We start from the raw sequence: 20,678 nt of genomic DNA, 5'->3' as shown, positions 1-20,678 counted from the left end.
CCTGGGGGGAGGAAGCGGGTCAGTTCGGGGGCTGCAGGGCGGCTGCGAGGTCGGTGGGGTGGCCGGTGTAGTGCAGGGTGCGCAGGCCCAGGTGGCGGGCTGCATGGCAGTTGTCGTCTCGGTCGTCCACGAAGAGGACGCGGTCGGGGTCTGCGGCGCCGGTGGCGTTCATCGCGTGCTGGTAGGCGGCCGGGTCGGGTTTGCAGACCTGGAGCCGGGCCGAGTAGAAGGCGTGGGTCATCAGGCGGCGCCACGGGCGGCGGTCGAGGACATCGCTGAGGTGGCGGGGTGCGTTCGACAGCAAGACCAGCGGCAGCCCGGACTCGTGGGCCTGGTGGAGAACATCGATGACGTGATCGTCGATGGACGTCCACATGTCGGTATCGGCGTCGCGGAGTTCACGCAGCCTGCGGGCACCGGGGTGGTGGTCGAGGACCGTGGCCCAGTACGCGAGGTCGCTGAGGTGGCCTGCGTCGTAGGCGGTGCGGGCGGTCCAGAAGGCGTGCTGGAAGGCGGGGAGGTCGTCCTCGGGCCACAGGGCGGTGCGGGCCAGGCGGAGCCACTGGTCGGTGGTGGGTTGCAGGCCGATGACGCCGTTGTAGTCGAGGATGACGGCGTCCAGGCCCGCGTGGGCAGTGGTGGGTGTCAAGGGGTGGTGTTCTCCAGGGCGCGGTGGGCGAGGGCGGCGACGGCGGCTGCGAGGAGGGCAGGCAGCAGCAGGGCCGTGGGCAGGGTGGTGGCGCTGGCCAGGGCTCCGATGAGGGCCGGGCCGGCGAGGAGACCGAGGTAGCCGGTGGCGGTGACCGTGGCCACGGCCTTGGCGCCTCCGGCGCCGGCCGCGGTGATGAGCGAGGGGACGGTGGTGGACAGGCCGAGTCCGAAGACCGCCCAGCCCGTCAGCGCCAGTGGGGTGCTGTTCCCGATGACGCCGATGGTGAGACCGGCCGTGGCGAGAAGGGCTCCGGCCCGTACGACTGTCGGGGCGCCGAAGGCAGCGGTGAGCCGGTCACCGGTCAGCCGTCCGGCCGCCATGGCCGCGCTGTACAGCGCGAACGCGGTGGCGCTCGCGGCCGTCGGGGCACCCAGGGTGTGCAGGTGCACGGCGGCCCAGTCAGCAGCGGCTCCCTCGCCCAGCAAGCTCGCAGCGGCCAGCGCGGCCAGAAGCCAGAGCTTCCCCGGCGACGAAAGCAGGGGCAGCTTCTCGGCGCCAGCGCGCATTGCGGGTCGGTCTGCGCCGCTCAGGCTTCGGGTGACCGGCACCGCTGCGACAGCGGCCCCGGCCAGGAGGGCGCCTGTTGCGGTGAAGAGTGTGCTGTGCGGGGCCTGGGCGGTGAGGGCGGCCAGGGCGGCGCCGGCGAGGGCGCCGAGGGAGTATGCGGCGTGAAGACCAGACATGATGGGCCGGCCGAAGGCGTTCTGGCAGCGGACGGCCGCAGTGTTGGCGGCCACATCGAGGACGCCGTGCGCGAGACCGAACGCGAGAGCCGCCGCCAGCAACGCGGACAGGCTCTCGCCTTGCCCCACCAGGACGAGGCACCCGGCCAGGGCGAGGGACCCACTGGTGAGCTGGGCTGGTAGCCGCGCCGGGCGGGCGTAGCGGCCTCCGAGCTGCAGTCCAGCGACCATGCCGACGGCGGCGGCCAGCAGGACCAGGGCCAGCCCTGCGGTGCCGAGGTGGGCAGCCTGCTGCACGGCGGGCATCCGGGCGCCCCACACCGCCATGATGGCCCCCAGGCCGAGGAAATAGCCGGTCAGCAACGCCCGGCTCTGCCGGTCAGCCGCAGACACCGCGCTCACGCCGCAGCGCTATGGGGGCCGGAGGTCCGGTCGAGGACCGCGGTGACGGCACGAGCAGCCTGGTCGGCGCGTGCACGCGCCTGCTGGCCGGTGGTGGCGGTGGTGATGAGGTAGCCGATCCGGCCGGTGTACAGGTTTCCTCCGTCGGCGGGGAGGAGGAGCAGGTCACCGGGGCGGCACTGGTAGTGCAGCCGGTCCAGCCACGTCGGGCGGGGCCCGTCGTAGGTGAGGTGGGTGAGGGTGCCGGAGGTGTCCGGATAGAGGAGCCGGATGGCGGCGGCCGACGACCTGGTGGGCGTGAGGTCGGGGGTGCGGTCGCAGGCGATGTCGGCGGCGGCACGGACCAGGTCGATGCCGGTGGCGAGACGCACGAGGTGGCCGATCATGTCTCCGGCCAGGCGAGCGTTGACCTCGATGAGGCGGGGCCTGCCGTCGACGAGGCGCATCTCTATGTGGCTGACGCCGTCGGTGATGCCGAGGGCGTTGATCGCCGCCCGGGCGGCCGGCGCGACGGTCTCCCGGAGCGGGTCGTCGGCGTCCACACTGTGGGCCAGCTGCTCGAAGTGCGGCGGAGGGCTGATGGTCTTGCGGTTGACCGCCACCACCGTGGTGGCGCCGCGGTAGGTGACACACTCCACGGAGATCTCCGGCCCGTCGAGGAACTCCTCGACGAGGACGCTGGTGCTCTCGGTGCCCTGACCGGCCGTCCGTTCGGCCGCCCGGTAGGCGGCCGTGAGCTGGTCGCGGTCATCGACGCGGAGCACGCCGATGGCACCCGCGTGTGAGGCAGGCTTCAGCACCACGGGATAGCCGATCCGGTCGGCGGCGGCTTCGGCCTCCTGCCGGGTACGCACGCTCACCGAAGCGGCCGAGGGCACGCCGTGGCGGGCGAACAGCGACCGAGCGGTGGCCTTGTTGCGGCACCCCTGCATCACTTCGGGCGCGGTGGTGGACAAGCCGAGCTGGCGGGCGAGTCGGGCGGTCGTGACCACACTCCACTCGTCCCAGGTCATGACACCGGCGAAGTCGTGGCGTGCGGCCAGGGCCCGGCCCCCCGCCAACAGCGCGGCAGGATCGCTGAGGTCCACGACGGCGTGATCGGTGATGTGCGGCTTCTCCCACGAGGGTTCGGTGCCGGTGAGCAGCACGACTCTGTAGGCGTCGGCGACCTGCTCAAGGCAGTAGCCGCGGTAGTTCTCATCTCCGGGAGCGACGACAAGTACAACAGGGCGAGCGGGCAAGAGGGAATTCTCCGTATCAAGGGACGGCAGGGCAGGGAAAAGGGGGTGTCTCAGGCGGCGCGGCGCCGGCGCAGCTCGAACGCGTGGGACCAGTAAGGGTGGTCGTCGATGAGGCGACGGGCGTAGAGAGCGGTGAAGTTGTTGTTCAGCCCGGCGACGCCGTACGGGAGTTGGCGTCGCAGGTCTTCGAAGAGGTCCTTGAGGCTGATCCGGGTGGCGCCGGCGGCCAGGCGGCGGGCGGCCATGCGTTCGAGGGATCGGTACACGTGCGGGTTGCGGGCGTCGAAGGCGTGGAACTGCTCGGTGATGGTGCGGCCGGTCGCTCGGTGCGACCCGAGGGCGGCGATGGTCATAGGGGTCCTCCACGGGCGGGACAGCCGGGTCAGGCGCGCAGGGCAGGGTCGGTGCGCAGGCGGGCGAAGGCGCAGAACAGGCCGAGGGTTTGCAGGGCGGCACAGGCGGTGATGACGTGGCCCAGCGCGTCGGGCGGGGTGAGCGCGGTGAGCACGCCGGCGAGGGGGAAGGGCAGCAGGAGGATGAGGATGGTGGCCGACAGGGTGCTGCCGAATGCCTCCGGGGGGATCAGGCGGGAGCGCAGGGTGCGCAGGACGACCGCCAAGCCGCCATCGGCTGCCATCAGGACCGCGACCATGACCAGGTAGGACAGGTAGTCGGGGGCCAGGGCGGCTGCGAGACAGGCGAGCGAAGCGATGACGGAGCAGGCGACTCCCACCGGCCACAGGCCCAGGCGGTCCAACGCGAACCGACAGACGGTGACGGCCACCAAAGTGGCCGCCGCTGCGGCGGACCACACCAGGCCGACGGCCGTGGTGGACTGCCCGAAGTGCTGGACGACGATCACCGGACCGGCTGCCTGGAGAAGGCCGATAGACAGGTTGGACAGGGTCAGCCCGGCCACCAACCAGCCGAGCGCGGGGAGCGCGCGGATGGTGCGCCACCCGGTGACGAGCCCGGCGCCGGGCCGCCCCTTCGGCGCGCGGGCCGGGGCCACGGGTGAGGGCGGTATGCGCAGGGCGAGCAGCGCGGCAAGCAGCGAGAGCACGGTGACCACCGCGAGCATCGACGGCGGCCCGGCGAGCAGCAGCACGCCGGCGAGCGCCGGTCCGGCCAAGGTCGCCGTCTGGTCGATGCCGAGCAGGGCAGCCTGGACACGGTGAGCCCGAGGTCCCGCTCGTCGGCCGGCGGCGGCACCTGCAGTCTCGACGGCGATGTAGCTGAACTCAGTGAGCACACCGGTCGCCGCCGCCAGCACCATCACCGTCACGCTCGCCGCAGCACCGGACGGGTAGAGGTACAGCAGGACAGCGCCGGCGGCGAGAGCCAGCGCCCGTCCCAGGGAGGCGAGGTGGAAGACCACCGAGGCGCCGCGTCGGTCGACGATCGACCCGGCCCACCCGAACGCTGCCAGGCGCGGGATCCACTCCAGGGCGAAGGCGGCCCCTGTCAGTACGGCGGATCCAGTCGTGGCCAGAACGAGCAACGGGATGCCGTAGGTGGACATCGCGAATGCCAACGCGTCCGCCGTGCGCGGCAGGTAAATGCTGCTCATCAGCCCGGCCGTGTGGCGTGCGTGCCGGGGTGTGACCGCTGCGCTCACGCGGCCCGCTCGGGCTCGGCCCTGGTCACCTGGGGGTTGCCGGCCAGCCACTGGATCAGGTGCGTGCGGACACGCGCTAGGTCCGCCTCAGCCTCCGCGCTGATCGGGTGCGCGTCGGGCAGGGGTGCGGGGCGGTCGGCGTTCCCGGGGGTGAGTGAGGGTGCCAGCAGGCCGAGAACGTGCTGGATGCGGCTGCTGAACTCGCAGACGGCGGCGGGGGCCGAGTGACGCCGCGCCCACCGGGCTAGCGCGTCGTACAAGTCGGCCAGTTCCATCCCGGAGTCCGTGAGTTCCAGACCGGCGCCGGGCGCGACCCGGACGAGGCCGTGGGCACGGGCTGTGTCGGATGCACTGCGCAGTTGGTGCGCGGAAAGGTCGGGCAGGGTGCCGGCGAGCCGTCGCGGCGGTATGGCGCCGTTGTCGTCGATCTCGGTGACCAGACGGATCAAGGAGCGTGAGGCCAGCAGGTCGATGACCTGGCGCGCTTCGGCAGGGGTGAAGGAAGTGCTCATCGGCGCGGGCCTCCCGCCGGGATGGCTGCCGTCGGGCGGCCGGTGGCAGCGTGCGAGAAGAGGTCGCGGTGGTGCCACACCGGGGACGACCCAACCGCCCGAGCAGGTGGAAGCGCCACGGGCGCCGGCCGTGACGGGCTGCTGACCCACGGCCTCGGCGCGCTCTTGGCCTGCGGCTGCCCCCAGACGGGGTGGCTGGCTGCCTGGTCGAGGGGTTGCCCGGCGGACCAGGCGGACAGCGTGCCGAGGACGGGGCCCAGGGCGTCGCCGGCGGCGGACAGCCGGTAGGGCCGGCCGTTTCCCTCGGTATCGGCCAGACCGTCGGCAACGAGCTGGCGCAACGGCGGATAGATGTTGGTCCAGTCGCTGCTGGGCATCACGATCCGGGCCAGAACCCGACCACTGACCTCCTTACGCGACTTGAGCACCCACAGGATGGCGGCAGCATGGCGCCGGGTGAGCAGGGTGAGGCTGTCCTCGATCTGCTCGATCGCGGCCAGCGGGCGCTCCGCCTTCTCCAGGTGCTCTTCGGCCCAGGTGACGATCATCGGCAGGATCGGCAGCAGGGCAGTGGCTCGCTCGGTGTGGCCGTAGGTGACATGCCGTGCGGTGTGTTCGGTGCGCTCGACGAGACCGGCGTCGCACAACGACTTCAATTTGGGGTGGAGCTGGCCGTTCTGCAGCCAGGACACCTTGGCCGCCAACTCGCTGTAGCGCAGCGGCGGGCCGGAGAGGGCCAGCAGGATCCTCACGTTCCAGCGCGGGGTGATCATGGCGAGGGCCTCGGTGACCCGGGCGATGTCGGCGTCGGCATCGGGGGGCAGAGCGGTGATGGCCAAGGGAGGAACTCCTGGGTTAAAGAAGGGGGAATCGCCTGGGGGTCGGGTCAACGGCTGTGCGCCGCGCTCTGCGCCATAAGGGGCGCGGACGGGGCAGGCGGCGCGGGAGTCGGAGAGGCAGACGTCGGAGCCGGGACGCGGGCCAGGCTCTGCAGGACGGCTGCGACCGATGTGGCCTGGGTCTCACGGATGGCGACGGCTTCGGTGAGCCGGCGGATAGCGTCGAGGAGGTGGGACACCTCGTGCGGGCCGATCTGCCGCTCGGGGTGGACGAGCCGGGCCAGCTGGTCGCGGTGGAAGTCGATGCTGCGCTCGGCCAGGGCGAGGGCGCCGTGCATGCCGAGCAGGGCGGACAGCATGCCGGGTGGCTGGTCCTGTGCATGGGCTTCGAGGTCGGCGAGCGGTGCGCCGTACAGGTCCTCGATCCGGTCGGCTATGTCGGTGGACGTGAGGTGGGGCAATCGGGGGCTTTCACGGTCGGCGGGCCCGGGCCGCCCCGGCACGCTGGGGTGCCGGGGCGGCAGACGGGGGCAGGGTGGCGGTGGCCTTGAGCTGTGACGTGCGAGCGGGCCGGGTTTGCTTTGCAGGCGGAGGCATGGTGCGCAGCAGCTCGCCGAGGGCTGCGCGGTAGCCGTCGCGGGCCTCCAGTGCTGCTTCCAGCCACTGCGCGTCGAAGCGGAGCTTGTCCGCCGACAGTTCGCCCATGTCCCGCTCGGGGTCCATGTCGGCGTGGACGCGGTCGCGGACGCGGGCGACCTGCTCCTCGGTGAGCGCCAGGAACGAGCGCAGCTCCAGGGCACGGGCTAGCTCGGGTGAGGCATCGTGGCCGGCAGCAGCCTCGTACAGCTCGGGTACCGGGTTCCCGAAGACCTTCTGCAGGTCGGTGTCCATGGTGCTGGCCTTGTCCCGGCTCATCGGGCGGACCTCGCCGGCCGCCACGCCGACGCTGGTGCGAGTGTCCCTGCCGGCCGGTTGGGGGCGCTGGTCTGCACCGCCGGGCCGCTTCGGGGCCGGAGGCGGGCCAGGCGCTCTGCGGCGAGGTCCTTCTTTCCCGGGGCGTCCGGGTCGAGGAGCCACCGCACGACCATGGCCCGGCCGTCGCGGGTGGTGACGGCGGAGTTCACCCGATGGGCGAGGCCCATCGTCGGGTCGTCGACCTCGCTGGGCTGGGTCTCAAGGGCGGCGAGGAGGTCGTCCTCTGCGCGCTCCAGCACGGACTGGGCCTCGACGAGCAGGCCGTGCGACTTGACGACGTCAGTGGCGTCGGGGTTCGCGGTCGGAGCGGCGGCGACCGCGGCCTTCAACTGGTCCATGCCCATGTCGAAGCGGGCCTCGATCCGTTCGGTGAGCACGCCCACGACATCCGCAGACTCATCGGATATGCCGTCGGTCAAAAGGGATCTCCTGTTCTGGATGGGCCGGTGCCTGCGGAATGTGAGGGGCGGCTGTACTCGGTGCCCCCGCCGCTGGGCGGGACGTGCTGGATCCGGTCACTCAGTCCAGACACATGCGGACGTCGCGGTAGACGTAGGTGCCGGAGACCCAGCCCTTGACGCCGGTCGTCTTGTCCGTGATGTAGAGCCAGTTGCCGCTCTTCTTGGACACGCTGAACTTGTGGCTCTTGTAGAGCACACCGAGCGCGGTGGACTTCGAGCTGGCCTTGGACCGGATGGTCACGGCCTTGGTGTGCACCGCGTACGGGAGCGGCGGCAGGTTGTGGCAGCTCACGGCAGGGGTGGCGGTTGCTGCGGTGGGTACGGTCGCGGCGCTGGCGGGCGTGGCGGACAGCGCCGGCAGCCCGAGCGCGCCGGGCATCGCCGCGGATATGGCGATTCGGGTGGAGCGCATGCGGAAGAAACCTCCGTGAAGGCACAGGGAATGCGGGGAAGTGGCCGCAGGAGTTGTCCCGGCGGCTGTATAAGAGTCCGGAGAATCGGCGGTTTGGCTAACCGGCGATCGTCGGCTATGTTGCGCCGCCCGCGACTGGAACAGCGCTCAGCGAGAGCGGCCGGGCGGGTGTGGGGCAGGGGCCTTCGCTACACCTGCCGGGCGGCTGGGGGTGGCTGCCGGGCGGACCGGCGGGAGCGGCCCGGCCTTGCCGGTGAGGCGGTCGTCCCACCACTGCAGGGCCTCTCCGGCCGTGTCGAAGCCGCCCTCCCGCAAGGTGTGCGTCCACGTCTCGGTATCGACCTCCTCGACCACCACGCGGAACGGGCTGGGGACTTGCTCGTCGTGTGCACGCAGTACCACGACGATGACCATGTCGTCCGGGTCGTCGCTGGTGTAGGAGTAGCCCATGGCGTAGTGGTCGCCGTCGCCGACGAGGCGTCGCTCTAGTGCTCGCGTGGCCTCGTCCGCCGGTGGCGGGCCCAGTTCGGGGTGGAGGCCGATGGCGTCGGGCGGGCAGCCGCGGTGGATGAGCCAGGACTGCGCCATCGCGGGCAGCGGCAGCTGAGCGTGCTCGAAGCTGAACATGCTTTTTTCGTGGTCCCGTTGCAGATGCACGGCGAGCACCTGGGGCATGCCGGGGCGTCCCCAGGTGGCGGTGCGGTCGAACAGCACGTAGTAGCTGTTCGGGCCGTCGTGGTGTTCGGCGAGGGGGACGAGCATGTCCTCGTGGACAGCGACCTTGCGGTAGAAGTCGAGGTACCTCTCCTCGTCGGAGTCGAGGTCGTCCAGCTCGAAGTCGACGTGGGGGATGGTCTTCCGGGCCGGCGCCGGTTCGGTGGGGGACAACAAGAGCCTTTCGGTGGATCGGTGCAGTTCAGCGCCGCTTCGCTGGAGTGGACGGCGGGGCGCCGGGGCGAGCCGGGCTCGTAGGCGCATGCGTTGCAGGAGTCCGGCGGGCGTCCAGCAGTGCGGCTCGTCCGGCGTCGGTGAGGGAGACGGGCTGGCCGGCGTGCACAGGGTGGCTGGTGTCCCGGACGGTGAGGCCGGCGCGTTCCAGCTGCTGCATCTGGGGATAGGGGATGCGGGTGCCGGAGGAGGCGGTCACGGACAGTCGGCCTGTCAGCAGGTGTTCGTGGAGCTTGGCACTGCCAGCGATGGCGAGCAGTGCCGCCCGGTCGTCGGTCGAGAGTCGTCCTTCGTCGGGCGTCGATGCTGCGGCGGCGGCCTCGATGGGCTCCAGGGCGGCGAGCACCTCTTGGGCGGCGGCGTCGCGCGCGTTGGCGGCTTCCTCCAGCTGGTCCACGGTGCGGTCGATGCGTACGAAGAGGGCACCGTCGACAGGGAACTCACCGCTCGTGAGACGGTTGAGCAGCTTGAGGTAGAAGGTGACGCCGATCTGGGCGTTGGCCAGGGTGCGGTGCCGGTCGACCAGCTGGGTGTGTGGCTCGTCGAGGGTGCCGCGGTCGCGGTAGGTCCACAGGGTGTCGATGTCGTGGCCGGTGACCGCTTCGAGGCGGTGGTCGAGCTGCGTGACCGCACGCCGGGTGGGTGTCGGCGCGGGTTGAGGGGGCATGGGCGGCGCTCCGTGCGTTCAGCGGGTGGGATGGTGCGCGGGGTTGGGTGCGGGACGGGGCAGGCCCGGCAGTGCGGCAGGCGGCGGACCGGGCCGGGGCTTGGGAGGACGGGTGGTCAGCTGCGGGGAACGCGAGCGGGCCGCGTGCGTCCGAGCGCTCAGCGGCCGGCGGGTCATCCCCAGGCGGCGGCCGACCTCGTCGTAGACGTCGTTGCCCGCACGCGGCCGTACCGCGACGACGTGGATCTCCTTGGGGTGGGCGGATTCCGCGGGCGCCGGGCGGACGCCGTAGACGACGCGCCAGTCCTTGCGGCGGTCCACGAACAGCTTCCGGAATCCCTCCAGGTCGCCGTCGAGACGCTGTCCGAAGCGCTGGGCGTTCACGACTTCCTGCAGGTAGGCGAGGGTGAGGTCGCGGATATCGCTGGGGGCCTGGAGGAGATCGGTCAGCGCGCGGGGGTCGAAGCTCAGTCCGAAGGCGGGCTGTCCCGCTCCCGCGGTCATGGCGTCGGCTCGCCCGGCTCGGCAGTGCCAGCGCCATCCGCCGTGGCCGCGGTCTCGGTGCGTACGGACGGCGGCGGGCCGGGCAGGAGACGGTGCGCGGGCCGGTCGGGGGAGGTCATGCAGGCCGACAGCGGTCCGCCCGGCGCGCGGATCGCGGCGACGGCGTGGGTGAGGAAGTCGCGGTGCCACACGAACAGGCCGGAGAGCCCGGCTTCGGGGTCCTTGTGCTGCTGGTAGGCGAGCCAAAGGGCGTGGAGCCAGGCCACGACGTCGTCGTGTTCCTGCCACTGCAGGCACCAAGGTGCCGCGGTGGTGACCTCCGCTCCGTAGACCGGGAGGAAGAAGTCGTCGACCCAGTCCGAGAGGGCGTCGAGTTCGTCTTCCCGTTCCTCCCCGTCGAGTTCCAGGATCGGGCGAGGCTCCGGCGGAACGGCGGCCGGAGGCCCGCCGAGTCCCGGCATACCGAACGCGGCGAACGGTGACCCGCTCGGCGCCGGCGCGGATGCGAGGTGGTCGAGCTGCTGAGCCTGTTGCGCCGACTGCTCCATGAGCCGCCGCACGCTCGCCTCGATTCCCTCCAACTGCGGATCCGGAATACGAACCGGCTCCAGCTCCCCATCGTCAGACGGCCTTGCGGATTCGGACATTGAAAGTTCAGCCTCCTACGAGACACGGGTTGGGAGAAAGGCGAAGGCGTCCTTGCACGGACCGGGCAGTGAAATTGCACGTCCGCTCCGGCGGTGCTCCGCCGCCGGCTCAGCAGGGAGCCGGTTGCCTTGGCGGCAGGAGAGGACGCAGCTCAGGTTGCGAGAACCACGTCGTCCTTGGTGAGGGTGGCGCGGATCGTCTCGGTGAGCCGGTCGGCCGCGATCGACGCGTAGTGCTCGGTCTTCTCCACGCCGATGAAGTCCCGGCCTTCCAGCAGGGCGGCGACGCCCGTGGAGCCGGAGCCGGCGCAGAAGTCGAGGACCGTGCCGCCTTCGGGGCTGATCTTGACCAGCTCGCGCATCACCTCGACCGGCTTCTGCGTGATGTGCTGGCGCTTGGACCCCGAGGGCTGCGAAGCCGAGTACATACCCGGTAGGTAGACCGGGTTCCGGGAGCCGTCGATCGGCCCCTTGGACGCCCAGACGATGAATTCGCAGTTCTGGGTGAACCGGCCCTTCTGGGGCCTGGCCTGCGGCTTGTGCCAGGCCAGCACACCCCGCCACAGCCACCCGGCCGCCTGGATCGCGTCCGTCGTCGTGGGGAGCTGACGCCAGTCGGTGAACAGCAGCGCGGTCCCGCCGGTCTTCGTCAGCCGGTGCGCCTCAGTCATGATCTGCGTCAGCCAAAAGCCGTAGGAGCGCTGGTCCATGTTCTCGCCGGTGAAGTCGGCAAGGTCGTTCTTAGAATCGGCGGAGGTGTACTTCTGCTTCGCGGAGCGGGTGGTGCGCTCCTTCGCGGTCCGGCCGCCACTGTTGTACGGCGGGTCAGTGATGACGGAGTCGACGCAGCCGTCCGGAAGGCCGGAGAGAACGGACAGAGCGTCGCCCTGGTGCAGGGAAAAAGGCAAAGAGGAACCCCTATTCGAGTGCGGAATCGCGGAGGGAAACACCGCCTCGCACAAGCGTCCTCGCGGGCCGGAACCGGGCATACAGAAGCCCGTGGCCGCAGACCGAGGAGGGCGAGGGGGAGTCAAAAAACTGTAGAGGCGAATCCGCCGACGACCAAGAAACCCTTACCGATGTACCGGTTTCCGGCACCTCACGCCGAGCTTTTTGGTCAACCGCCGATCCGCACCTACTGTTTTTGAACCGCCCGGCGCACACCGCCGCTGGCTACATCCTCGCCACACCTCATGGAGATACCCCTGCCCCGGCACACCTAGCTCACAGCACGGCCGCGCGGAGCGAGCGGCAACTCCCCCGCACCGGCCCGCCTCCGATCGCCCACCCCGGCTGCCACGCCCTTCCACCACGCCTCGCGCACGCGACACGCCGGACACCACATCCCGAAGGACTCGTTCATGACGTCTGACCACCCATCCATGCCCGAACCCGCTGACCGGCGAGCGGTCCGCTCGGGTTGAAGGCACTCGTCGCCAGCATCGGCGTCGTCTTCCTCTCCCCGATCCTGCTAGCCGGCACCGGCATGATGCTCGCCTCCTCCGCCGAAGCCGTACAGAGCAGCAGCTCCTTCAGCAACTGCCTGACCGACATCGACAGCGACAAGGTCGCCGAGCAGGTCACCAAGGTTCTCGACGGCGCGTCCGGCAAGGACGTTGACATTGAGGGCCTGGACCTGCCCTCCGAGCAGGTCCCCAACGCGGCGACGATCGTGGCCGCCGGCCTCTCGCTCGACGTTCCCAAGAAGGGACAGATCATCGCGCTCGCCACGGCGATGCAGGAGAGCCGGCTGCGCAACCTGGGCTACGGGGACCGCGATTCCCTCGGTCTCTTCCAGCAGCGTCCGTCCCAGGGGTGGGGCAGCGCCCAGCAGATCCGCGACCCAACCTACGCGAGCGAGCAGTTCTACAAGCACTTGCTCAAGGTGGACGGCTGGCAGCAGATGGCCGTCACCCAGGCCGCCCAAGCCGTGCAGAAGTCCGGCCTGCCGGACGCGTACGCGCAGTGGGAGAACCTGGCCACCGCGCTGCAGGCCGCCATCGTCAAGACCTTCCCCGGCGCCGGGGATGCCACGGATGACAAGGACGAGAAGCCGTCGACCAGTACGACCGGCTGCGCGCCGGGCCAGGACGGTTCCGGCTTCGGCCGCATCCCCGAAGGGAGCGTCCCCAAGGGCTACTCGATCCCCCAGGACGCCGACCCGAAGGCCCGTAAGGCCATCGAGTGGGCGATGCACCAGCTCGGCACGCTCTACCAGTGGGGCGGATCCTGCACCAACGCGCACGGCCCCGACCCCATGGGCCGCTGCGACTGCTCCAGCCTGATGCAGCAGGCGTACGCCCATGCCGGCACCACGCTCACCCGCACCACATACACGCAGGTCAACGAAGGCAAGGCTGCCTCGCCCGCTCACCTCAAGCCCGGCGACCTGATCTTCAGCCGCGGTACCGCCGCACGGCCTGAGCACGTCGGCATGTACATGGGCGAGGGCCTCGTGATCGAGGCGCCGCGCACCACCAAGCCGGTGCGGATCACCCCGATCAAGGACTGGGACATTCTCGCCGTCCGCCGCGTCCTCTGACGCCGCCCCGCCCGGTGTCAGCCCGGGCGGGCCGGGCTGACGCGGCCACTTCCGTGCCCTTCGCTCGCCTCTCCCTCCGCTTTCACCTTCCCGTTGGGCCTCGCCGGGCCCGCGTATGCAAGGAGCCTCGCACCACCTATGTCCGTCCCTCTCGCAGACCGCGTCATCCAGCTCGCCTACGACCCAGGAATCACGCCCAAAGGCGGCGGGTTGCCTGGCCTCGCCGTGCTGAAGAACGTGGTCAACAGCATCAACATGTTCGGGATCATCGCCGTCGTCGGCGCCCTCGCCGTCTCGCTCGGCGTATGGGCCTGGGGCCACCACACCGGTGGACACCAGGCCGAGGCCAACGGGAAGAAGGGCGCCGTCGTCGCCGCCGGCGCCGCCCTCGGTCTGGGTGCCGCGAACGGCATCGTGGCCTTCTTCTCCGGCCTGGGATCGCAGGTCCACTGATGCGGAAACGCTTCCCCTCCTCTTCGCTGTCCTCGTACGGGTCGGGCTGGTCGACGAACCAGCGCATCGCGATCGGCGCCACCGTTGTCGCCGTTTTGCTTGCCCTCGCCGGGGTCGTTGCCCTGCTGACCGGCGGTGGCAACGGCCAGCAGACTCCCGATGCCGCGCCACCGGCTCCCACGGGCGGCCCGTCCCACTCCGAGGCTGCTCCCAAGCCTTCCTCCGGGTCCGGGTCGGTGCCCAAGCCGCCCCAGATCGCCGAGCCGGTCGCCTACGCCAAGGCAGCGGCCCAGATGCTCTGGTCCTACGACACCCGCGACACCAGCCGCGACCAGCAACTCGCCGGCATGCGCGCCTGGATGACCACCGAGACCAAGTACGCCGACTGGACCTCGGTCGCAGGCCAGGTCCCCGACCCCGTGCTGTGGTCACGAATGGCCGACCAGGACCAGCACGCCACCGCCCACATCACCGAAGGCCACTACCCCGGCGCGTTCAAACAGGCGCTGGCCGAGGATCCGTCCGCGATCACCGAGGCGTACATCTACGTCGTCACCGTCAACGGCAAGCAGACCCTCAGCTGGAAGAAGGGCGGCGGCGGAGCCGAGGAACGCGCCGTGACCCTGGCCGTCCAGTGCCGCCCGAACCACGACTGCACCCTGGCCGCCATCGCACCGAGCGTCACGCAGTGACCCGCGCCTGAGACACGAAAGGAGGAGTAACTCCTCGTGGGCTTCTGTGATTTCCCCCTGGCGGACAAACTGTGCGCCGTCGGCGACGCGGTGGACTTCGCCTCGGACCCGGGCAAAGCCATCGGTGACTGGATGGCGAAGTCCGCCGGTGAACTGGCAGCCGCCGCAGCCGACCTGGCCGCCGAAGCCGTCAACACCACCACCAAGGTCGATCTGAACGCCGGGTGGTTCCGCGACAACTACGAAATGCTGTTGCCGCTGGGCCTGGTCCTGCTGGTCGCCACCTTCTGCGCGCAACTGGTCCGGGCCGCCATCAGACGCGACGGGCAAGCCCTTACCCAAGCATTCACGGGCACCGCGTCCGGAGTCCTGTTCGCCTTCTGCGCCATCGCCCTGACCACAGTCGCCATCGAGGTCGTGGACGCCGTCAGCGACGGCCTGTTCAAAGCCGCACACCTGAACATCGAATCGGCCGTGCGCCGCGTGGTGAAGGTCAGCCAAATCGGGGCGCTGTCCGGTCTCGGCTGGCTCGTCCCGGTCGTCACCGGGCTCGGCGCCGCCATCGGCGCCTTCCTCTACTGGTGCGTGATGATGGTCCGCAAGGTCGGCATCCTCGTCATGGTCACCCTCGCGGTCTTCGCCTCCGCCGGCGGCGGCTGGGAAGTCGCCCGGCGCTGGCGCAAGGGCTGGATCGAAGCCACCGCCACCCTCGTCGTCTCCAAGCTCCTGATGACCGTCATCTTCGTTCTCGGTATCGCCGCCATGGGCAAGACCGAAGCCAATGACGGCATCGCCGCGCTCGCCGACGTCATGTCCGGCATCGTGATCATGGTCCTGGTGCTGCTGTGCCCGTACGCCGTCTTCAAATTCGTGCACTGGGCAGCCGACGGCACCGACGGCGAGTCCATCCACCGTGCCGGTGGCGCCGGGGCCCAGATCGCCAAGGCCCACGCCGAGAAGGCCGCCCGCAAGGCCGCCGCAGCCGCAGCCACCGCCGGAACCGGTGGCGCCGCAGCCGGAGCAGGTGGCGCTGCCGCCATGGGGAGTGCCGCACCGCAAGGCCCCGACGGCGGCGGATTCCCCGGCGACGTCGCCACCGACCCGACCGGCGGCGAAGGCAAGGACGGTTCGCAGGGCGGTGGTACGGGAAGCTCGCCCGGCGGCGATGCCGTCAAGCCCGGCCTGGAGAAAGCCGTCCAGCCCGCGCCGACCAGCGTGTCCGACGACACCAGCGGCCAGGTGGGAGGCACCCCAGGTTCTGGCGGATCCGGCGCGAATGCCGCGTCCGGCCAGGGCGGCGGATGGCAGACCACTCCGCCGACAACGACACCGCCTCCACAGGGCGCACCCCCGTCCTCCGGCTCACAGGACGCCGCGTCGAGCGGATCGGCACCGCCGCCGCCTCCGACCGGCCTCTGACCCCTGCCCGACGCCCAGGGGCGAGACGTGCACACCACCTCCCGCCCCCGGCCTCCACCCGCGTCTCCAGGACCCGCCCCCATGACTGACCTCTCTGTTGCTCCGGTCACGGTGAAGTTCCCCCACCGGAGCCGCCGCGGCATCCTCCTCGGCCTCTCCCTGCCCCAACTCGTCCTCGTCTCCTGCTCACTGGCCCTGCTGCTAATGACGGTGATCTCCACCGGGCTACTCGGCGCCGTTGCCCTGGCACCGCTGTGGGCGGCATCCGGCGCACTCGTCGCCATCCGCCGCCACGGCCGCTCCCTCATCGACTGGGCACCGATCGTCACCCGGTACACGCACCGCCGCCGCACCGGCCAGACCCTCTGGCTCGCCCGGCCCGTCACCCGACCAAGGCAGGACGGCGTCCTCCACCTTCCCGGCACCGCCGCCTCCCTGAAGGTGGTCACCCCCGGCGACTCCGCCAACCAGGCTGCGGCCGTCCACGACCCGCACCAGCAAACCCTGACCGCCATCGCCCGCGTCACCAGCCGCGCCTTCGCCCTCCTCGACCCCGCCACCCAGAACCACAACGTCACCAGCTGGGGACGCGCCCTCGCCGGCATCGCCCGCACTGGGCACGTCGCCACCGTCCAGATACTGGAGCGCACCGTGCCCGACAGCGGTGACACGCTCACCCGCCACTGGACCCAGAACGGGCAACCCCAAGCTCCCGTCGCTGGGCAGATCTACTCCGAACTGGTCGCCTCGGCCGGCCCGGCCGCCGCTCCGCACGAGACCTACCTCGCCATCTCCCTCGACCTCAAGGCCGCCCGGCGCCTGATCAATCAGGCCGGCGGAGGGCTGCCCGGTGCGTTCACCGTCATGCAGCAGACCACCGCCTCCATCGCCCAGGCCGCCCGCAACGCCGGCCTGATGGTCACCGGCTGGCTGAGCGCGCGGGAGATCACCGCCGTCATCCGCACCGCCTACGACCCCAAGGCGCTCGCCGCGCTCCAGCAGTGGTCCGAGACCGGCCGTGCCGAGGCCGACCCCGCAGCCGCCGGGCCCGTCGTGCAGTTCGAGGAGTACGACCGCCTCGCCACCGACAGCGCGCGGCACGCGACGTACTGGGTGGAGAACTGGCCGAGGACCGAGATGGGGGCAGGGTTCCTGCACGGGATCATGTTCACGGCCGGTGTGCGCCGCAGCCTCTCCCTTATCTACGTGCCGCAGGGACTCGAGTCGGCACTGCGGGACGTCCAGCGCAAGAAGGCCGCGATCATCGCCGACGCCAACGAGCGCGCCCGCCGCGGGCAGGTCGACTCCGAAGAGGATTCCGTCGAGTACGCCGACGTCAAGACCCGCGAACGCCAGCTCATCGCCGGGCACGCGGACGTGGCACTGACCGGCCTGGTCACCGTCACCGCCGAGACCGACGCACTCCTGGACGCCGCCTGCGCACAGATCGAGACCCACGCCGTCACCTCCGGCGTCGATCTCCGCAGGCTCAACTACCAGCAGCCGGACGCCTTCGCCCTCTCCGCGCTCCCGCTCGCCCGCACCGCCCCATGAACCAGAGCGTGCCCTGGCCCACTGCCCTCCGGATCACCCGCGACGGGACTCCCGTCGCCGCCCTGCCGACCGGCAGGAAGGACCACCACCTTTGACCTCTCCCCCGCGCCCCGACGACGCGCACCCCTACCTCCGCGCCGCGAGCGCCGGCATCCGCCACCACGCACGAGCCCTGGCGCCGTCGGACGCAGACCCGCCCAGGCCCGTGGACCGTCTGCACCTCGACGTACTGCACGCCCACCTCACCGCTCTGCTCCAGCTTCTGGACCTGCTCGCCGACCACACCCGGCCCCCGCACCCGGCCGCCGGACGCCACCTGGCCACCGCCCACACCAGGCTCTGGCAGGCCACCACCGAAGTCCACGCCGCCTTCCATCTGCTGCCCGGCACGACCGAGGCCACCACCGCGACGAGCGCCTGTCATCCGGAACGGCTCCCCGAGGGCCGGCCCGTGCTGACGATCTGCCAACGCCACCTCGCCGCCGGACACGTCGTCCGCCGCAAGACCACCCCCACCGACCTCCGCCCGCACGCCACGGCCTGCGTGCGATGAGCACCACCCGCAGAATCGAGGGCCCCCGATGAGCCACCGGCCCGCCCGTCGCGCCCGCCGCGCGTCCGCCAGCCCGCTGTTCACCCCCCACGGCACCGACCGCGCCAGCCGCAAGGCCGCCCGCCGCCAGCTCGCCGAGGCCGCCGCCAAAGCTCGCGCCGAAGCCAGCGCCCACCAGAGCGAAAGCACCCGCCCCGAGCAGCAGATGCCCGTCCCGCTCTACCCACCGAGCGGACGCCCCGGTCCCGCCTCCGCCCGCGGGAACCGGCTGAAACTTCCGGCCCACCGCATGACCACCGCCGTCGCGGCCGGCGCCTATCCCTTCCTCGCCGAAGGCGGACTCGGCGCCGAGGGCATCTACATCGGCCGCGACGTCCACGCCGAGGCGTCATTCGTCTTCGACCCGTTCGCGCTGTACGGCAAGGTCGAGGGGTTCACCAACCCGAACCTGCTGCTCGCCGGCGTGATCGGCCAGGGCAAGAGCGCGCTGGCCAAGTCTTTCGCGCTGCGGTCGGTCGCCTTCGGATACCGCGTCTACGTCCCGTGCGACCCGAAGGGCGAGTGGACGCCGGTGGCCGAAGCCCTCGGCGGCCGGTCCGTCGCCCTCGGTCCCGGACTGCCCGGACGCCTGAACCCCCTGGACGCAGCCCCGCGCCCGGACAGCGTGGCCGAGGCCGACTGGGTCGGCGAGATCCGCAAGCGGCGCCTGCTCCTGCTCGGCTCCCTGGCCCGGACCGTCCTGGGCCGGGACCTGATGCCCATGGAGCACACCGCCCTGGACGTCGCCCTCGACGCCGTCGTCACCCGCGCCGCCGACACACACCGCACCCCGCTCCTCGGCGACATCGCCGCCACCCTCAACAACCCGACCGACCTCGATGAGGCCGCCGGGATGATGTCGGGCCAGCTCGGCGACGCAGCCCGCGACCTGGCCCACGCCATGCGGCGCCTGGTCCACGGCGACCTGGCCGGCATGTTCGACGCCCCCTCCACCGTCGCCTTCGATCCGAATGCGCCGATGCTCACCATCGACCTGTCCCGCCTCGGCGGCTCCGGGGACGACACCGCCCTCGTCCTCGCGATGACCTGCGCGAGCGCCTGGATGGAATCCGCCCTCTCCGACCCCGGCGGCGGCCGGCGCTGGATCGTGTACGACGAGGCATGGCGCCTGATGCGGCACGTCGGCCTCCTCCAACGCATGCAAGCCCAATGGAAGCTCTCCCGCGGCCTCGGCATCGCCAACCTCATGGTGATCCACCGGCTGTCCGACCTGCTCACCGCTGGCGACGCCGGATCACAGGGGCGCGCCCTGGCCGAGGGCCTCCTGGCGGACTGCTCCACCCGGATCATCTACCGCCAGGAGACCGACCAGCTCCACGCCGCAGCCTCCCTGCTCGGCCTGACCTCCGTCGAGATGGACGCCATCGCCCACCTCAACCGAGGGCGCGGATTGTGGAAAGTCGCAGGTCGGAGCTTCATCGTGCAGCACCTCCTGCACAGCCACGAATTGGCGCTCTTCGATACCGACGCCCGTATGCACTGAGGAGCAAAAGGCCCGTGAAGCCCGATTTCCAACGCGACCTGATACCGCGCGACGACGCGCTGCACCTTATCGGCGCACTCAACGCCATGAAGGACAAACTGCACGACGCCGCCCAGCGGTGGGAGCTGCTCGACGAGAACGGGCACGTTCCGGCCGCGCCGTCCTACACCGCGCTGCTCCAGCACGCCACCGATGCGCAGGACCTCTCACGCGAGGTCCTCCGCCTGGCCGACGCCTTCGCCCGGAGCCCTCACCACACCACCCGGACCGGCCGGACCGTCCTGAAGCAACTCGCCACGGCCGCGACCATCTCCAGCCACGCAGCCCCGCACTTCACCGAGACCGCAGAGGCCGCCCTGTCCGTGCCCCGTACCACCAACCCCACCGACCGGCACTACCTCACGAATCGCATGGTCATCGACCACGCCTCAGCGCGAGCCTTTCTGCGGCGTGCCTCGGAATCCCTCCGCGACGCAGCCAAGGAACTCGACGACCACCTCGGCGTCCAGCGCTTCCTTGCGCCTCTGACCCGCCGGGAGGGACCGCCGGAACCACCGCCGTCCCGGCCTGGCGGTCTCCACCGCTGACCGCGCCAGAGCCGTGAACTGCTCGTGCAACAGATCGCCACCTCGGTGCAGTCCGCCCGCAACGACCTGCAGCCCGCACCAGCCCGAAGGACTCCTGCATCATCCCCCGCGACCCAGACTTCGAGCTCTACGACAACGTCGGCCGCGACGCCGACCAGATCCAAGCCGCCCGGTACAACCTCGCCACCCGCGGCGACTTGAAGCGGTGGGCACAACGCGATGCACAGCCCTTCCGCGCCGCGTACCCCCTACCCGACCAGCCCTGGCCAGCGCCCGACCTCACCCCGTACCTGGACGCCCTCGCCGCAGCCCGGACCCCGGCGGAGATCGACGCGGTCACCGACCACGTCCTGGACGCCGCCGAACCCGCACTGCGCGCCCTGAGTGACTACCTCGTCGCCGCAGCACGGTGGAAGCAGGAAAACCGCGACGCGGCCAAGGGATCGCCTTCGCACCTGCTGATGACAGCGGCCAGCCGGGCGCTGTCCGCCCTCGCTCTCGCCGACGAAGCCGGTCTGAACAGGCTGCGCGCCACCTATGACCCGGCCCCCGCCCCCACAGCGTCGGCCGACGCCTCGCGTGGAGCTACCGCGAGCTTGCCGCCCGCTCCCCCCTCCACCGGCCCCGGGCCTCGCCGTTAGCTCTTCTCCATCGGTCGTGCCCGTGCGCGCCCTGACCCACTGCACTCCGGCTCACCCCGACGCCACAGCCGTC

25 protein-coding genes are annotated in these 20,678 nt (G+C 71.1%); 9 read left to right on the top strand and 16 right to left on the bottom strand.

What is annotated here, in order from left to right; all coding sequences use genetic code 11:
- Positions 1-19: 19 nt before the first annotated feature.
- From AC07FV_RS24335 to AC07FV_RS24260, 16 genes are all read right to left on the bottom strand, one after another.
- Positions 20-649, bottom strand: coding sequence for an HAD family hydrolase (locus AC07FV_RS24335; protein WP_406721952.1), 630 nt, complete (start codon positions 647-649; stop codon positions 20-22).
- Complete coding sequence (locus tag AC07FV_RS24330; protein ID WP_479089381.1) at positions 646-1,797, bottom strand: MFS transporter; 1,152 nt, start codon at positions 1,795-1,797, stop codon at positions 646-648. Before AC07FV_RS24330 ends, AC07FV_RS24335 begins: the two co-directional genes overlap by 4 nt.
- Entirely contained in the window at positions 1,794-3,038 is a 1,245-nt protein-coding gene (locus AC07FV_RS24325; protein WP_479089380.1) for an ATP-grasp domain-containing protein, read from the bottom strand. The genes AC07FV_RS24330 and AC07FV_RS24325 overlap by 4 nt, the downstream gene beginning before the upstream one ends.
- Positions 3,039-3,088: 50 nt before the next feature.
- The gene (locus AC07FV_RS24320; protein WP_479089379.1) at positions 3,089-3,391 is read right to left on the bottom strand and encodes a hypothetical protein; all 303 of its coding nucleotides are present in this window, start codon (positions 3,389-3,391) and stop codon (positions 3,089-3,091) included.
- A gap of 29 nt (positions 3,392-3,420) precedes the next feature.
- Positions 3,421-4,608, bottom strand: a complete 1,188-nt coding sequence (locus tag AC07FV_RS24315) for an MFS transporter (RefSeq protein ID WP_479089378.1) — start codon at positions 4,606-4,608, stop codon at positions 3,421-3,423.
- 44 nt (positions 4,609-4,652) lie between these two features.
- Positions 4,653-5,168, bottom strand: a complete 516-nt coding sequence (locus AC07FV_RS24310; RefSeq protein ID WP_479089377.1) for a regulator — start codon at positions 5,166-5,168, stop codon at positions 4,653-4,655.
- A complete protein-coding gene (locus tag AC07FV_RS24305) occupies positions 5,165-6,007 on the bottom strand; it encodes a winged helix-turn-helix transcriptional regulator (protein ID WP_061441565.1) in 843 nt (280 codons plus the stop codon). Before AC07FV_RS24305 ends, AC07FV_RS24310 begins: the two co-directional genes overlap by 4 nt.
- A gap of 47 nt (positions 6,008-6,054) precedes the next feature.
- Complete coding sequence (locus tag AC07FV_RS24300; RefSeq protein ID WP_479089376.1) at positions 6,055-6,468, bottom strand: hypothetical protein; 414 nt, start codon at positions 6,466-6,468, stop codon at positions 6,055-6,057.
- A gap of 10 nt (positions 6,469-6,478) precedes the next feature.
- Positions 6,479-6,922 carry a hypothetical protein gene (locus tag AC07FV_RS24295; protein WP_479089375.1) on the bottom strand — a complete coding sequence of 148 codons (444 nt, stop codon included), beginning with the start codon at positions 6,920-6,922 and terminating at the stop codon, positions 6,479-6,481.
- Entirely contained in the window at positions 6,919-7,401 is a 483-nt protein-coding gene (locus AC07FV_RS24290; RefSeq protein ID WP_479089374.1) for a hypothetical protein, read from the bottom strand. Before AC07FV_RS24290 ends, AC07FV_RS24295 begins: the two co-directional genes overlap by 4 nt.
- A gap of 100 nt (positions 7,402-7,501) precedes the next feature.
- On the bottom strand, positions 7,502-7,822 hold the full coding sequence (locus AC07FV_RS24285) for an SH3 domain-containing protein (protein ID WP_479089492.1): 321 nt from the start codon (positions 7,820-7,822) through the stop codon (positions 7,502-7,504).
- A 180-nt stretch (positions 7,823-8,002) separates the two neighbouring features.
- Entirely contained in the window at positions 8,003-8,746 is a 744-nt protein-coding gene (locus AC07FV_RS24280) for a hypothetical protein (protein ID WP_479089373.1), read from the bottom strand.
- A gap of 25 nt (positions 8,747-8,771) precedes the next feature.
- On the bottom strand, positions 8,772-9,470 hold the full coding sequence (locus AC07FV_RS24275; protein ID WP_479089372.1) for a hypothetical protein: 699 nt from the start codon (positions 9,468-9,470) through the stop codon (positions 8,772-8,774).
- Between the two features lie 18 nt (positions 9,471-9,488).
- The gene (locus tag AC07FV_RS24270) at positions 9,489-9,974 is read right to left on the bottom strand and encodes a hypothetical protein (RefSeq protein WP_054100375.1); all 486 of its coding nucleotides are present in this window, start codon (positions 9,972-9,974) and stop codon (positions 9,489-9,491) included.
- Positions 9,971-10,522: a DUF4913 domain-containing protein gene (locus AC07FV_RS24265; protein WP_179342576.1), complete on the bottom strand. Its 552-nt coding sequence runs from the start codon at positions 10,520-10,522 to the stop codon at positions 9,971-9,973. Before AC07FV_RS24265 ends, AC07FV_RS24270 begins: the two co-directional genes overlap by 4 nt.
- A gap of 251 nt (positions 10,523-10,773) precedes the next feature.
- Positions 10,774-11,529 carry a DNA-methyltransferase gene (locus AC07FV_RS24260; RefSeq protein WP_479089371.1) on the bottom strand — a complete coding sequence of 252 codons (756 nt, stop codon included), beginning with the start codon at positions 11,527-11,529 and terminating at the stop codon, positions 10,774-10,776.
- Positions 11,530-12,041: 512 nt separating this feature from the next.
- On the opposite strand from AC07FV_RS24260, the gene AC07FV_RS24255 reads away from it, so the two are divergent.
- The 9 genes from AC07FV_RS24255 to AC07FV_RS24215 all read left to right on the top strand — a co-directional run bounded on the left by AC07FV_RS24255 (position 12,042) and on the right by AC07FV_RS24215 (position 20,605).
- Positions 12,042-13,163: a C40 family peptidase gene (locus tag AC07FV_RS24255; RefSeq protein WP_479089370.1), complete on the top strand. Its 1,122-nt coding sequence runs from the start codon at positions 12,042-12,044 to the stop codon at positions 13,161-13,163.
- Positions 13,164-13,301: 138 nt separating this feature from the next.
- On the top strand, positions 13,302-13,616 hold the full coding sequence (locus AC07FV_RS24250) for a DUF6112 family protein (RefSeq protein ID WP_054100372.1): 315 nt from the start codon (positions 13,302-13,304) through the stop codon (positions 13,614-13,616).
- Positions 13,616-14,308, top strand: a complete 693-nt coding sequence (locus AC07FV_RS24245) for a hypothetical protein (protein WP_127433486.1) — start codon at positions 13,616-13,618, stop codon at positions 14,306-14,308. Before AC07FV_RS24250 ends, AC07FV_RS24245 begins: the two co-directional genes overlap by 1 nt.
- Positions 14,309-14,344: 36 nt before the next feature.
- A complete protein-coding gene (locus AC07FV_RS24240; RefSeq protein WP_442749427.1) occupies positions 14,345-15,727 on the top strand; it encodes an SCO6881 family protein in 1,383 nt (460 codons plus the stop codon).
- Between the two features lie 81 nt (positions 15,728-15,808).
- Positions 15,809-17,281: an SCO6880 family protein gene (locus AC07FV_RS24235; RefSeq protein WP_479089369.1), complete on the top strand. Its 1,473-nt coding sequence runs from the start codon at positions 15,809-15,811 to the stop codon at positions 17,279-17,281.
- 91 nt (positions 17,282-17,372) lie between these two features.
- Complete coding sequence (locus AC07FV_RS24230; protein ID WP_442749425.1) at positions 17,373-17,834, top strand: DUF6238 family protein; 462 nt, start codon at positions 17,373-17,375, stop codon at positions 17,832-17,834.
- Between the two features lie 28 nt (positions 17,835-17,862).
- Complete coding sequence (locus AC07FV_RS24225; RefSeq protein WP_345961581.1) at positions 17,863-19,377, top strand: VirB4 family type IV secretion system protein; 1,515 nt, start codon at positions 17,863-17,865, stop codon at positions 19,375-19,377.
- 14 nt (positions 19,378-19,391) lie between these two features.
- The gene (locus tag AC07FV_RS24220; protein WP_479089368.1) at positions 19,392-19,964 is read left to right on the top strand and encodes a hypothetical protein; all 573 of its coding nucleotides are present in this window, start codon (positions 19,392-19,394) and stop codon (positions 19,962-19,964) included.
- Between the two features lie 197 nt (positions 19,965-20,161).
- A complete protein-coding gene (locus tag AC07FV_RS24215) occupies positions 20,162-20,605 on the top strand; it encodes a hypothetical protein (protein ID WP_442749423.1) in 444 nt (147 codons plus the stop codon).
- Positions 20,606-20,678 lie beyond the last annotated feature (73 nt).

This window comes from Streptomyces sp. NPDC045956 (assembly GCF_056430705.1).
Note: the sequence above shows the minus strand (reverse complement) of the source record. Positions and strands in the feature narration are given on the sequence as shown.

Excerpts from the sequence above, each read along its gene's own strand:
- AC07FV_RS24295 (WP_479089375.1), bottom strand. The coding sequence starts at position 6,922 with ATGAGCCGGGACAAGGCCAGCACCATGGACACCGACCTGCAGAAGGTC.
- AC07FV_RS24265 (WP_179342576.1), bottom strand. The coding sequence starts at position 10,522 with ATGGAGCAGTCGGCGCAACAGGCTCAGCAGCTCGACCACCTCGCATCC.
- AC07FV_RS24235 (WP_479089369.1), top strand. The coding sequence starts at position 15,809 with ATGACTGACCTCTCTGTTGCTCCGGTCACGGTGAAGTTCCCCCACCGG.
- AC07FV_RS24320 (WP_479089379.1), bottom strand. The coding sequence starts at position 3,391 with ATGACCATCGCCGCCCTCGGGTCGCACCGAGCGACCGGCCGCACCATC.
- AC07FV_RS24225 (WP_345961581.1), top strand. The coding sequence starts at position 17,863 with ATGAGCCACCGGCCCGCCCGTCGCGCCCGCCGCGCGTCCGCCAGCCCG.
- AC07FV_RS24285 (WP_479089492.1), bottom strand. The coding sequence starts at position 7,822 with ATGCCCGGCGCGCTCGGGCTGCCGGCGCTGTCCGCCACGCCCGCCAGC.
- AC07FV_RS24275 (WP_479089372.1), bottom strand. The coding sequence starts at position 9,470 with ATGCCCCCTCAACCCGCGCCGACACCCACCCGGCGTGCGGTCACGCAG.
- AC07FV_RS24310 (WP_479089377.1), bottom strand. The coding sequence starts at position 5,168 with ATGAGCACTTCCTTCACCCCTGCCGAAGCGCGCCAGGTCATCGACCTG.
- AC07FV_RS24315 (WP_479089378.1), bottom strand. The coding sequence starts at position 4,608 with ATGAGCAGCATTTACCTGCCGCGCACGGCGGACGCGTTGGCATTCGCG.
- AC07FV_RS24245 (WP_127433486.1), top strand. The coding sequence starts at position 13,616 with ATGCGGAAACGCTTCCCCTCCTCTTCGCTGTCCTCGTACGGGTCGGGC.
- AC07FV_RS24270 (WP_054100375.1), bottom strand. The coding sequence starts at position 9,974 with ATGACCGCGGGAGCGGGACAGCCCGCCTTCGGACTGAGCTTCGACCCC.
- AC07FV_RS24250 (WP_054100372.1), top strand. The coding sequence starts at position 13,302 with ATGTCCGTCCCTCTCGCAGACCGCGTCATCCAGCTCGCCTACGACCCA.